10 protein-coding genes are annotated in these 10,805 nt (G+C 61.4%); 8 read left to right on the top strand and 2 right to left on the bottom strand.

The window, feature by feature from the left end; all coding sequences use genetic code 11:
• Positions 1-234 precede the first annotated feature (234 nt).
• The gene (locus HPA01S_RS02480) at positions 235-729 is read left to right on the top strand and encodes a methyltransferase family protein (protein ID WP_245638547.1); all 495 of its coding nucleotides are present in this window, start codon (positions 235-237) and stop codon (positions 727-729) included.
• 58 nt (positions 730-787) lie between these two features.
• Here the strand turns inward: HPA01S_RS02480 and HPA01S_RS02475 are convergent, their stop codons facing one another.
• Positions 788-1,975, bottom strand: coding sequence for a serine hydrolase domain-containing protein (locus tag HPA01S_RS02475; RefSeq protein WP_084360396.1), 1,188 nt, complete (start codon positions 1,973-1,975; stop codon positions 788-790).
• A gap of 201 nt (positions 1,976-2,176) precedes the next feature.
• Positions 2,177-2,470 (bottom strand): hypothetical protein, encoded by a 294-nt coding sequence (locus tag HPA01S_RS02470; protein WP_066266120.1) that lies wholly within the window; start codon positions 2,468-2,470, stop codon positions 2,177-2,179.
• An 821-nt stretch (positions 2,471-3,291) separates the two neighbouring features.
• On the opposite strand from HPA01S_RS02470, the gene thrS reads away from it, so the two are divergent.
• The 7 genes from thrS to HPA01S_RS02435 all read left to right on the top strand — a co-directional run bounded on the left by thrS (position 3,292) and on the right by HPA01S_RS02435 (position 10,666).
• Positions 3,292-5,199 carry a threonine--tRNA ligase gene (gene thrS / locus HPA01S_RS02465; protein WP_066266119.1) on the top strand — a complete coding sequence of 636 codons (1,908 nt, stop codon included), beginning with the start codon at positions 3,292-3,294 and terminating at the stop codon, positions 5,197-5,199.
• Positions 5,200-5,306: 107 nt separating this feature from the next.
• Positions 5,307-5,915 carry a translation initiation factor IF-3 gene (infC, locus tag HPA01S_RS02460; protein ID WP_084360395.1) on the top strand — a complete coding sequence of 203 codons (609 nt, stop codon included), beginning with the start codon at positions 5,307-5,309 and terminating at the stop codon, positions 5,913-5,915.
• A 184-nt stretch (positions 5,916-6,099) separates the two neighbouring features.
• Positions 6,100-6,303 (top strand): 50S ribosomal protein L35, encoded by a 204-nt coding sequence (rpmI, locus tag HPA01S_RS02455; RefSeq protein ID WP_066266229.1) that lies wholly within the window; start codon positions 6,100-6,102, stop codon positions 6,301-6,303.
• A 25-nt stretch (positions 6,304-6,328) separates the two neighbouring features.
• Positions 6,329-6,688 carry a 50S ribosomal protein L20 gene (gene rplT, locus HPA01S_RS02450; RefSeq protein ID WP_056274988.1) on the top strand — a complete coding sequence of 120 codons (360 nt, stop codon included), beginning with the start codon at positions 6,329-6,331 and terminating at the stop codon, positions 6,686-6,688.
• Positions 6,689-6,816: 128 nt separating this feature from the next.
• A complete protein-coding gene (pheS, locus tag HPA01S_RS02445; RefSeq protein ID WP_066266113.1) occupies positions 6,817-7,869 on the top strand; it encodes a phenylalanine--tRNA ligase subunit alpha in 1,053 nt (350 codons plus the stop codon).
• 9 nt (positions 7,870-7,878) lie between these two features.
• Positions 7,879-10,314 (top strand): phenylalanine--tRNA ligase subunit beta, encoded by a 2,436-nt coding sequence (pheT, locus tag HPA01S_RS02440; RefSeq protein ID WP_066266111.1) that lies wholly within the window; start codon positions 7,879-7,881, stop codon positions 10,312-10,314.
• A 25-nt stretch (positions 10,315-10,339) separates the two neighbouring features.
• Positions 10,340-10,666: an integration host factor subunit alpha gene (locus HPA01S_RS02435; RefSeq protein ID WP_066266108.1), complete on the top strand. Its 327-nt coding sequence runs from the start codon at positions 10,340-10,342 to the stop codon at positions 10,664-10,666.
• The last annotated feature ends 139 nt before the right edge of the window (positions 10,667-10,805 follow it).

Raw genomic sequence — 10,805 nt, 5'->3', positions numbered from 1 at the left:
AACATGACCACGGTGATGCAGGGCGGTTCTTCCAGCGTGAAGGCACTGACGGGTTCGACCGCGGAAGAACAGTTCCACTGAGTTTTGCTGTCATCAGGTAGAGGAGACAGGGCCACCCTTCGGGGTGGCTTTTTCGTTGTGGACCGCGTGATGTGAGGGGTGGAAGATGTGGCGGTCAAATTCTTTAAAAGATGGCTTGAGCCTGTACGGACTACAGGCTTTAGCATCGTGGCCATGATGACCAAAAACGATTCCACCCGTTCCCAAGCCACCAGGGTACTGGCCCTGAAAGTTCCGCCATTGGCGCTGACGGCGCTCGCCGCCGCATTGATGTACGGCCTGCCTGGCTGGGTGGAGTTTCCTAGGAGTGGGGCCTGGCATGGGATTCTCTGCGCCGTCGTTCTGGCCACCGGCCTGGCCATCTGCTTCGCGGGCGTGGGCGCCTTTCGACAATCCCGCACGACGGTGGATCCACGCACGCCCGATGCGGCGTCCTCATTGGTCGTCGGTGGCATCTACCGCGTGACCCGAAACCCCATGTACCTGGGCTTTCTAATGGTGCTGCTCGCGCTTGCGCTGTACCTCGGCAAATTGACCGCCTTCGTCGTGCTGCCGCTCTTCGTCGTCTATCTCAACGAGTTTCAAATCAAGCCCGAGGAGAGCGCCTTGCGTGCGCGATTTGGTAGCGCTTTCGACTCCTATGTTTCCCGCGTGCGTCGCTGGCTCTAGCCTAGTCACGGTTCTCTATGCCAAAGAGGTTTGGCCGGGCTGAGCATCAGCACGATGTCTACATCCGTGTCACAGCATCGAACAGGGCAAACAGTTCAGGTTGCCAGGACCCATCATGGTCAACGGCAGTTTGAACGAGCACGGTTTTCGTTGGTATGTCGACGATGACGCGCTGTCCGTGGTGTCCGTTGAAGAAGGGTCGTGTACCTTCCCTGTTGGCATGCCACATGTGGGCCTTGTAGCCGAAGTTCGGGCCCGCGTAGCCGAACCTGGTGTGCTTGTCCTGTGGGCCCCAACTGCAACATTCCCGTATCCAGCTCTGACTGACGATTTGTGTGCCGTTGGCAACGCCAGAATCGGCCATCAGAAAACCGAGCCGCGCCCAATCTCTCAAGATGGCGCCGATGCCGATGCAATTGAACTCGTTCTTCTCGGGGTCGGTCATCCAGGTGGCGGCGGCCTCTGCGCCGAGAGGCTTCCAGAGAACGTCTTCGCAGTATTGGGCAAGTGATTTCCCGCTTACCTGTCTCAGAACCATGCCCAGCGTCAGTGGGCTCAGCTCGTTGTAGTTGAATGTTCGACCTTGCTCTTCGCGGCGAGCATTCCAGCTTTTTACGGTCTCTCGAATACTCGCATGCGGGCCAAGCAAGGCTCTTGGATAGATGGTGTGGTTGTCTCTTTCATGCAGCACGTCGGCTCCGCTGGACATGTTGCTCAGATTTCGCAAGGTCACACTGCCATGCAAGGTTCCTTCCAGCTCGGGGACGTACTTGCTGGCGTGGTCATCGTAGGAGCCTATGAGCTTTTGGTCGAGTGCAACGCCAAGAAGCAGTGACGTCACACTTTTGGCCATCGACCAACTGGTGAATCGCATGGATTCGTTGCGTTCAAATCCGTACGACTCCAGGAGAATCTGCTTGTCTCTGGCAATGAGCAGGCCGGTGATTGGCCAAGACCTCATGTACTCGTCGGGGGTCTTCCTGAACAAGCCCCATCGATACGACAAGTCGGCTGGTTGACGAGCCAGCGTGAACACACCGTCGCCATTGGCAATCTTGTTGTGTGGCAACAGGTTTTCATAGCCACCGGAGTAATTGCCAACCCGCGTTTCGGGTGCTCGGTTCAAGCCCGAACGCATCCCTGACGGGTAGCCAGCTGCTTTTCCCCATTTGTCGGAGTTCGCCGTTGCAGGCGACGTGTAGAGGCCGCTGGCAAGAGCGCCCAAAATCAGTTCTCGTCGGTCCATGAAATCTCCGGCTTGTAAAAATCATGGCCGGGTATTCGCCGGCACCTTGTAGGCATGCACTGATCGACGTCCTTCATGAGGACTGATGTTGTGGCGTCCCGCGTGCCGCAGATGCTCAAGCACCAACTGCATGCTCGGACTGTTCTTCGCCAGTTCAATCAAGGCGAAGGAAGTCCGATCCAGTCCTGTAGCCAGTGCCCCTCACTCATACCGGCGATGCGCGGTCATCAGAGGCTTTCTGCGATTGATGTAGAGCATGACAAGCCCGACTTCCACGGCCATCGCCAGCAGGCCAACGCCCCAGTGGATGAAGAAGAAAGGTGTGGTCGGTAGTACAAGGAGCGACCAGAACCACATGCCCAGGCCGGCTTGGTAGAAGACTTCCTTGCAATGCTGACACCTCAGCCCCTTCATGTAGGAGCTATTGGCAACAGCCCAACGGGTGTGCCCGTGGTCGGCGTTGCATGCGGGGCAGGGGCGGGTTTTGAGCAGCATATCGTCCGCGTGGCGGTCCGTTAGAGGAGATGCCTTTGAATTGCAGACTCAACGAGACCCGCGATTCCACGTTGATGCAGGTCTGCAACCAGATGAAGCCGGTCCGCGAATGCGGCATTGTTTGACTTCATCTCTTGGCCAGGAGAAAAGTAGTCTCGTACGCTGCTGAACGTCACTCGTTTGCTTGCTTCAGGACGAACGGACCAATGATGCAGTGACCGAAGTTGATCGACTGTCATACCGATCTTTTCAAGGTAGTCGATATCCGCGAGTAGCTGCTCGGTCCGATTCATCTGGCCTCCTGTGCATCGAGTCGGTGTTTCGTGATGGTAGACCGAGATACTGCTGTTTGGTCACCCGGAATCTGGCCGCAGGTGCTGCGGGCGAGAGTCAGGAGTGCGCCTCATCGGGTTTCGGTGGAACTGCGCGCAGTACTGCTCAAGTGCTGTTCTTCGACGTCCAGCGCCCTTTGCCGCTCGTGCCAAGTCCATCATTCGAACGCCACCCTTCTTGCACGTGGCAGCTCAGGCGCGGTGGGTGGTGCGCTTCTATGGTGGATGCGCACGTTGGCTCGTCCAGCGTGAAAGCGCTGACCAGTCCTGCCGGGCGGGGCCATTCTTCGAGGCGGCTGTTTTTGTGGGAAAATCGCGCCTCTACTGAAATCACAAGAGCGAGAAAGGCAGTCTGGTTATGACACCGCGAACTATGGAGTTCACTTCCACGGCCCGCTGAGGCCTGCAGTTCGCGCCTGCCCGATTGATACTTTCTTGACCCACACCAGCGCGGCCCTTGCCGCGCTTTTTTGTTTTCTGGATCCCCACATGTTGCACATCACGCTCCCCGACGGTTCCCAACGTGAATACCCCGGCCCGGTGACGGTTGGCGAGGTGGCTGCCTCCATCGGCAGTGGCCTGGCCAAGGCCGCATTGGCCGGCAAGATCGGCGACAAGGTGGTCGACACCAGTTTCCTGATCACGCAGGACAGCCCGTTGTCGATCGTCACCGCCAAGGACGCCGACGGCCTGGAGGTGATCCGCCACTCGACCGCCCACTTGCTGGCCTATGCGGTGAAAGAGTTGTTCCCTGATGCACAGGTGACCATCGGGCCGGTGATCGAGCACGGCTTCTTCTACGACTTCTCGTACAAGCGCCCCTTCACCCCGGAAGACCTGGCGGCAATTGAAAAGCGCATGACCGCCCTGGCCGCAAAAGACGAGCCAGTGGTGCGCCGTGTGCTGCCCCGCGATGAAGCTGTGGCGTATTTCAAAAGCCTGGGCGAGCATTACAAGGCCGAGATCATTGCCAGCATTCCGAGCAACGAGGACGTGTCGTTGTACCGGGAAGGCGCGTTCGAAGACCTCTGCCGCGGCCCGCACGTGCCCAGCACGGGCAAGCTCAAACACTTCAAGCTGATGAAGGTGGCCGGCGCCTATTGGCGTGGCGACCATCGCAACGAGATGCTGCAGCGCATTTACGGCACGGCATGGGCCACCAAGGACGAGCTGCAGCAATACCTCACCATGCTGGAGGAGGCGGAGAAGCGCGACCACCGCAAGCTCGGCCGCGAGCTCGATCTGTTCCACATCGACGAGCACTCGCCCGGCACCGTGTTCTGGCATCCCAAGGGCTGGACGGTGTGGCAGGAAGTGGAGCAGTACATGCGACGCGTGTACCGGGACAACGGCTATCAGGAGGTCAAGGGTCCGCAGATCCTCGACAAGGGCCTGTGGGAGAAGACCGGCCACTGGGACAAATACCGCGAGAACATGTTCGTCACCGAATCGGAAAAGCGTGATTACGCGCTCAAGCCGATGAACTGCCCGGGCCACATCCTGATTTTCAATCAGGGCATCAAGAGCTACCGCGACCTGCCGCTGCGTTTCGGGGAGTTCGGCCAGTGCCACCGCAACGAACCGTCGGGCGGTCTGCACGGCATCATGCGCGTGCGCGCCTTCACGCAGGACGACGGCCACATCTTCTGTACTGAGGACCAGATCCAGTCCGAAGTGGTGGCTTTCACGACCCTGCTGCAGAAGGTCTACAAAGACTTTGGTTTCGAGAACATCATCTACAAGCTGTCCACGCGGCCGGAAAAGCGCATCGGCTCGGAAGAAGGCTGGGACCGCGCCGAGCAAGCGCTGGCCGAGGGACTGCGCGCTTCGGGTTGCGAATTCGAGTACCTGCCGGGCGAGGGCGCCTTCTATGGTCCCAAGATCGAATACACCTTGAAGGATGCGCTGGGCCGCCCCTGGCAATGCGGCACGATCCAGGTCGATCCGAACATGCCGGAGCGGCTGGATGCGGAGTTTGTGGGCGAGGATGGCGCGCGCCACCGACCGATCATGTTGCACCGGGCCATCGTCGGAAGCCTGGAGCGTTTCATCGGCATTCTGATCGAGCAGCACGCCGGCGCGCTCCCGACCTGGCTGTCTCCGGTGCAGGTTGCGGTGCTCAATATCACCGATGCCCAGGCCGATCGCTGTCGTGAAATAGCGAATTCTCTGCAGAATCAAGGGCTTAGGGTCATAACTGATCTGCGCAACGAAAAAATTACGTATAAAATACGGGAGCACGCGTTGCAAAAGCTGCCTTTTATCCTTGTCGTGGGCGACAAAGAGAAAGAAGCTGGCGCTGTGGCTGTGCGGGCTCGAGGGAATAAAGACCTCGGTGTCATGCCGCTGGAAGCCTTTTCCAAACTGATTGCGGCAGACGTTTCATCCAGGGTTTGATTTCAAACATTTCGGTTGAGGCTCCCGCTGCCGTGACGCCCTCGTGTGCATGGTGGCGGCCGGTTGGCCGCCATTCCGCTTGATCAGCCCACACAAAGGAACTCACCATAGCTACCAACTTTCGCGACCGCCGCCAACGTGAAGAGCGCGCGCACAGACTGAACCGGGAAATCATGGCCCCCGAGGTCCGCCTCAATGGACCTGAAAACGAGCCATTGGGCATCGTCAGTCTGCAAGAGGCGCTGCGAATGGCCGGTGAGCTGGATGTGGACTTGGTCGAAATCGCGGCCACCGCGGTCCCTCCTGTATGTCGCCTGATGGACTACGGCAAGTTCAAGTACCAGGAGCAGAAGAAGGCGGCGGAAGCCAAGGCCAAGCAGACGGTCATCGAGATCAAGGAAATCAAGTTCCGGCCCGGTACGGACGACGGCGACTACAACATCAAGATGCGCAACATCCGGCGCTTTCTGGACGATGGTGACAAGTGCAAGATCACGCTGCGGTTCCGCGGCCGTGAAATCACCCACCAGGATCTGGGGCTGGCCTTGTTGAACCGCATTCGCGATGAGTTGGCCGATTCGATCGTGGTGGAGCAGTTCCCCAAGCTCGAAGGGCGCCAGATGATCATGATGATCGCGCCCGGCCGCAAGAAGCCTGGTGGTGCTGCGAAGCCCGCTGAGGCAGCAGCACCGGCGGCGAGCCAGCCAGCAGCCTGAGGGCGGCTGGCAACAGAAACAGGATTGAACGGGCGGGGTAGTCTCCTGCCGGTTCGAGGCGCTGGCTGAAAAGCCGGACGCCGAATCGGAGAGCCGAAAGGCTGTCCATAAAAGTGGCTCGGGGCCAACAAGTCCGCGGAAGGTTCGCGGCGCCTCACGAGCACAAATCAAAAGGAGCATGAAGATGCCCAAAATGAAGACCAAGAGCAGCGCGAAAAAGCGTTTTCGCGTTCGTCCCGGTGGCACCGTCAAGCGCGGTCAAGCCTTCAAGCGTCACATCTTGACCAAGAAGACCACCAAGAACAAGCGCCACCTGCGTGGAGCAGTCACCGTGCATGAGACCAACATGGGTCACATGGCACAGATGCTGCCCGGCCAGGGCATTTGATCAACGACGAACAAGGAGAACACACATGCCTCGCGTCAAACGTGGTGTAACGGCTCGCGCCCGACACAAAAAAGTTCTGGCTCTGGCCAAAGGTTTCCGCGGCCGCCGCGGTAACGTCTTCCGCATCGCCAAACAGGCGGTGATGAAGGCAGGGCAATATGCCTACCGTGACCGCCGTACCAAGAAGCGCGTCTTCCGTCAGTTGTGGATTGCCCGTATCAACGCCGGTGCTCGCGCATGCGGCCTGACGTACAGCCAGTTCGCCAACGGTCTGAAGAAGGCTTCGATCGAAATCGACCGCAAGGTCTTGGCCGATCTGGCCGTGAACGACCCGGCTGCCTTTGGCAGCATCGTGGAGCAAGTCAAAGCCAAGCTGGCCGCTTGATTCACGGCAGGGACGCGCGCCGCCGCTTCACGGTGGCGCGCCCCCGGTCGCTCAAAGGGGTTGAGGCTTGAGGGGTTCCCCCGCTGGCTTCAGCCCCTTTTTTGTTTCCCATCGAGTCAAGCACACACATGAATGAGTTGGACGCACTGGTCGACGGCGCCCGCGCAGGCTTTGCGCAAGCCGCCACGCCGGCCGATCTGGAGAATGCCAAGGCGCAGTACCTCGGCAAATCGGGGCGCATCACCGAACTGATGAAGGGCCTGGGCGCCCTGTCGGTGGACGAGAAGAAATCCCGCGGTGCGGCCATCAACCAGGCCAAGCAAGCCATCGAGGCGGCACTGACGGAGCGGCGCCAGGCCCTGGCCGACGCCGAGTTGCAGGCCCAGCTCAAAGCCGAGGCGCTCGATGTGAGCCTGCCCGGCCGCCAACGTGGTCAAGGTGGCCTGCACCCGGTGAGCCTGACGTTGGAGCGCATCGAAGCGATCTTCGGCTCCATGGGCTTTGAGGTCGCCGACGGTCCCGAGATCGAGTCCGACTGGTTCAACTTCACCGCGCTCAACACGCCCGAAGACCATCCCGCGCGTTCGATGCATGACACCTTCTATGTGGAAGGAGGCAGTGACAAGGCGCCCAACCTGCTGCGCACGCACACCAGCCCGATGCAGATACGGCATGCAGTGCAGCATGTCAAGCGCCACCGTGCCGATCTGGATGCTGGCCGCTCCATGCCCGAAATTCGTGTCATCGCCCCCGGCCGCACCTACCGGGTGGACAGCGATGCCACGCACTCGCCCATGTTCCACCAGTGCGAGGGCCTGTGGGTGGGCGAGAACGTCAGCTTCAAAGACCTCAAGCACGTCTTCAACGATTTCTGCCGCACCTTCTTCGAGTCTGACGACTTGGTGCTGCGCTTCCGCCCCAGCTTCTTTCCGTTCACCGAACCGAGCGCCGAAATCGACATTCAGTTCCAGCAGGGCCCGTTGGCCGGCCGCTGGCTGGAGGTGGCGGGCTCCGGTCAGGTGCACCCGAACGTGGTGCGCAACATGGGGCTGGACCCCGAGCGCTACATCGGCTTCGCGTTCGGCATGGGGCCGGACCGGCTGACCATGCTGCGTTACGGGGTCAATGACCTGCGTCTGTTCTTCGACGGTGACGTCCGTTTTCTCGCCCAGTTCCGCTGAGGCCACGACATGCAATTTCCCGAATCCTGGCTGCGCGCCTTCTGCAACCCACCCCTGACCAGCCAGCAACTGGCCGATACCTTGACCATGGCCGGGCTCGAGGTGGAAGAGCTGGAGCCCGTGGCACCGCCGTTCACCAAGATCGTGGTGGGCGCCATCGTCGCGGCCGAGCAGCACCCGAACGCCGACCGCCTGCGCATTTGCCAGGTGGATGTCGGGCAGGGCACGCCGCTCAACATCGTGTGCGGCGCGCCCAATGCCCGCGTGGGCATCAAGGTGCCTTGCGCTCTGGTGGGGGCCGAGTTGCCTCCGGGCGAAGACGGCAAGCCTTTCCTCATCAAGCTTGGCAAGCTGCGCGGCGTGGAGAGCCAGGGCATGTTGTGCTCGGCGCGCGAACTCAAACTGTCTGAAGACCATGGTGGCCTGCTTGAGTTGCCCGAGGACGCGCCGGTGGGGCGCGACATCCGCGAGCAGCTGGCGCTGGACGACATGTTGTTCACGCTCAAGCTCACGCCCAATCTGGCGCACTGCCTGAGCGTGTACGGCATTGCGCGTGAGCTTTCGGCGCTCACCGGTGCCCCGCTGATCGAGCCGTCGTTCCCGGCCGTGGCAGCGACGCTCAGGGATCGCCTGCCGGTGCAGGTGCAGGCCAGCGACCTGTGTGGTCGTTTCACCGGCCGCATCGTGCGCGGCGTCAACACGCGCGCCACTACCCCTGCCTGGATGGTCGAGCGGCTCGCGCGTTGTGGCCAACGCAGCGTGTCGCCCCTGGTGGACATCTCCAACTACGTGATGTTCGAGCTGGGTCGTCCGTCCCATATCTTTGACCTCGACAAGATCCACGGCGGTCTGCAGGTGCGCTGGGGCCGCGCGGGCGAGACGCTCAAGCTGCTGAACGGCAACACCATCGAAGTGGACGCGCAAGTGGGCGTGATCGCCGACGACCAGAACGTCGAGTCGCTGGCTGGCATCATGGGTGGCGACGCCACCGCGGTGTCGGACGACACGCAGAACATCTACATCGAAGCGGCCTTCTGGTGGCCCAAGGCCATCGCCGGCCGCTCGCGCCGTTTCAATTTCTCCACCGACGCCGGCCACCGTTTCGAGCGCGGTGTCGACCCGTCGACCACGCGCGAACACGTGGAGCGCATCACGCAACTGGTGCTGGAGGTGTGTGGTGGCCAGGTGGCCGAGCTGGACGACCAGGTCGTCAACCTGCCGATGGCCAAGCCGGTCAGCCTGCGCGTGGCGCGGGCCATCAAGGTCATCGGCATGCCGCTCACGCAGGCGCAGTGCGCGGGTGCCCTGCGCCGCCTGGGCTTGGATGTGACGGAGGCTGACGGTGTGCTCACGGTGGCGCCGCCGGCATACCGCTTTGACCTGCAGATCGAAGAGGACCTGATCGAGGAAGTCGCGCGCCTGATTGGCTATGACCACTTGCCGGACACGCCGCCGCTGGCGCCCATCACCGCCAAGATCCGCACCGAAGCGCGCCGTGGGCCGTTCGCGGTGCGGCGCGATCTGGCGCGCCTGGGATACCAGGAAACGATCAATTTCAGTTTTGTGGAAGAGCGCTGGGAGCATGAGCTTGCCGGCAATGCCGACCCGATCCGCCTGCTCAACCCGATTGCCAGCCAGATGAGCGTGATGCGCTCGTCCTTGCTGGGCAGCCTGGTGGCTGTGCTGAAGTTCAACCTGGACCGGCGCGCCGAGCGCGTGCGCCTGTTCGAGGTGGGCCGTGTGTTCTTCAAGGACGCGGCCGTGCAAGACAGCGATACCACCGTGGCCGGGTTCCACCAGCCGATGCGAGTGGCCGGTCTGGCCTACGGTTCGGTGAACACCCTGCAGTGGGGTGAGAGCGAGCGATCAGTCGATTTCTTTGACCTCAAGGGCGACGTGCAGGCGCTGCTGGCGCCACATCGGCCGGAGTTCAAGGTGGCGGAACACCCGGCAATGCACCCAGGACGTTGCGCAGCGGTGTGGTTGAACGGGCGTTGCATCGGTCATGTGGGCGAGTTGCATCCCCGCTGGCGGCAGAGCCACGACCTGGCCCAGGCGCCAGTGCTGTTCGAGCTGGAGCTCGACGCCGTGCTCGACCGCACGGTGCCGGCCTACCAGACCGTCAGCCGCCACCAGGCGGTCGAGCGTGACCTTGCCATCGTGGTCAAGGAATCGGTGACCCATGCAGCGGTGGTGGAGGCGATCCGTGCACCGGCCAATCCCTGGTTGCGCGACGTGGTGCTGTTCGATGTGTACCGCCCGAAGAAGGCGCAAGCCGCCGACACGTTGCCTGCCGGTGCTCTGGCCGCCGACGAAAAAAGTCTGGCTGTGCGCCTCGTGCTCAACCGCGACGACGCTACACTGACCGAAGAGGATATCGATGCGACGGTGAAGGCCGCGGTCGAAGCCTTGCAGCAACGCGTGGCCGGACGGCTGCGTGCCTGATGAAAAGAGGATGGAGAAAGCCTGAATGGAACTCGCTGTTGAAAGTCTGGAAACGCCGGCGCTGACGAAGGCGCAGCTGGCCGAATTGCTGTTCGACCAGATCGGTTTGAACAAGCGCGAGTCCAAAGACATGATCGACGCGTTCTTCGATCTGATCACCGACAGCCTCGTGGAAGGCACGGACGTCAAGGTCTCGGGCTTCGGCAATTTCCAGATTCGCACCAAGGCACCACGCCCCGGCCGCAACCCGCGCACCGGTGAGCCGGTGGCCATTGAAGCGCGCCGCGTGGTCACCTTTCACGCCAGCCCCAAGCTCAAAGAGCAGGTGCAGACTGCCATCATTGGCGGCTGAGCGCGGTTTCGGTGGTGTTCCATCGCTGCAGAAGCGGTGGTAAATATTGCTCACCGGGTGTGCCGGAATGCGCGCATCTGGCGGCTGGCTGCAACACTTCCCAGAGAATTGATCAATCTCCGAGCGCGCTGCCCTGAGT

Source organism: Hydrogenophaga palleronii NBRC 102513, assembly GCF_001571225.1.
Taxonomy (GTDB): Bacteria; Pseudomonadota; Gammaproteobacteria; order Burkholderiales; family Burkholderiaceae_C; genus Hydrogenophaga; species Hydrogenophaga palleronii.
The sequence above is the reverse complement of the archived record's forward strand: the minus strand, read 5'-3'. Positions and strand labels throughout refer to the sequence as shown.

Excerpts from the sequence above, each read along its gene's own strand:
- HPA01S_RS02480 (WP_245638547.1), top strand. The coding sequence starts at position 235 with ATGATGACCAAAAACGATTCCACCCGTTCCCAAGCCACCAGGGTACTG.
- HPA01S_RS02475 (WP_084360396.1), bottom strand. The coding sequence starts at position 1,975 with ATGGACCGACGAGAACTGATTTTGGGCGCTCTTGCCAGCGGCCTCTAC.
- HPA01S_RS02470 (WP_066266120.1), bottom strand. The coding sequence starts at position 2,470 with ATGCTGCTCAAAACCCGCCCCTGCCCCGCATGCAACGCCGACCACGGG.
- thrS (WP_066266119.1), top strand. The coding sequence starts at position 3,292 with ATGTTGCACATCACGCTCCCCGACGGTTCCCAACGTGAATACCCCGGC.
- rpmI (WP_066266229.1), top strand. The coding sequence starts at position 6,100 with ATGCCCAAAATGAAGACCAAGAGCAGCGCGAAAAAGCGTTTTCGCGTT.
- rplT (WP_056274988.1), top strand. The coding sequence starts at position 6,329 with ATGCCTCGCGTCAAACGTGGTGTAACGGCTCGCGCCCGACACAAAAAA.
- pheS (WP_066266113.1), top strand. The coding sequence starts at position 6,817 with ATGAATGAGTTGGACGCACTGGTCGACGGCGCCCGCGCAGGCTTTGCG.
- pheT (WP_066266111.1), top strand. The coding sequence starts at position 7,879 with ATGCAATTTCCCGAATCCTGGCTGCGCGCCTTCTGCAACCCACCCCTG.
- HPA01S_RS02435 (WP_066266108.1), top strand. The coding sequence starts at position 10,340 with ATGGAACTCGCTGTTGAAAGTCTGGAAACGCCGGCGCTGACGAAGGCG.